Genomic DNA, 767 nt, shown 5'->3' with positions numbered 1-767 from the left:
GTGGATGAGGTCGCGCCCTACGCCATCACCGATAATGTGCTGGCGGGTTCCACTGACGTGGGCGACGTGAGCTGGAAAATGCCGGTGGCGCAGTGCTTCAGCCCCTGCTTTACCGTCGGCACGCCGCTGCACACTTGGCAGCTGGTGGCGCAGGGTCGCACCTCTATTGCCCATAAAGGTATGCTGCTGGCGGGAAAAGTGATGGGTGCTACGGCGCTGAATCTGCTGCAGGACACGTCGCTTCTGCAATCCTGCCGGAATGAGTTTGAACAACAGATAAAAGAACGACCGTACGAGTGTCCGATCCCACATAACGTGACACCGTCACCTTTAAAATAATAAAACACGCAAACAACAACACAACAGTCCCGAGGAACGCCCATGAGTATGTCTTCCATACCTTCGCATTCGCCATCCGGTAAGGTCTATGGCTGGGTTGAAAGGATCGGCAATAAAGTGCCGCACCCTTTCCTGCTTTTTATCTATTTGATTGTGATTCTGATGATCGCCACCGCCGTGCTGTCGGCTTTTGACGTTAGCGTGCGCAGCCCGGCGGATGGCAGCATGGTGGCGGTGAAAAACCTGCTCAGCGTCGAAGGGCTGCACTGGTTTTTGCCGAATGTGATTAAAAACTTCAGCGGTTTTGCGCCGCTGGGGGCGATACTGGCGCTGGTGCTGGGCGCGGGTCTGGCTGAACGCGTGGGGTTGTTACCGGCGCTGATGGTCAAAATGGCGTCGGTGGTGAACGCACGTTACGCCAGCTATAT

General features: G+C 55.8%; 1 protein-coding gene and 1 pseudogene. Both read left to right on the top strand.

What is annotated here, in order from left to right:
* Positions 1-339: pseudogene (locus tag K5E19_RS23125) on the top strand (amidohydrolase); the annotation flags it as partial.
* 42 nt (positions 340-381) lie between these two features.
* On the top strand, positions 382-767 hold a 386-nt coding region (locus K5E19_RS23120; protein WP_221553268.1), incomplete at its 3' end, for an AbgT family transporter.

The sequence above is a fragment of the Enterobacter sp. RIT637 genome, from assembly GCF_019718755.1.
Lineage (GTDB): Bacteria > Pseudomonadota > Gammaproteobacteria > Enterobacterales > Enterobacteriaceae > Enterobacter.
The sequence above is the reverse complement of the archived record's forward strand: the minus strand, read 5'-3'. Positions and strand labels throughout refer to the sequence as shown.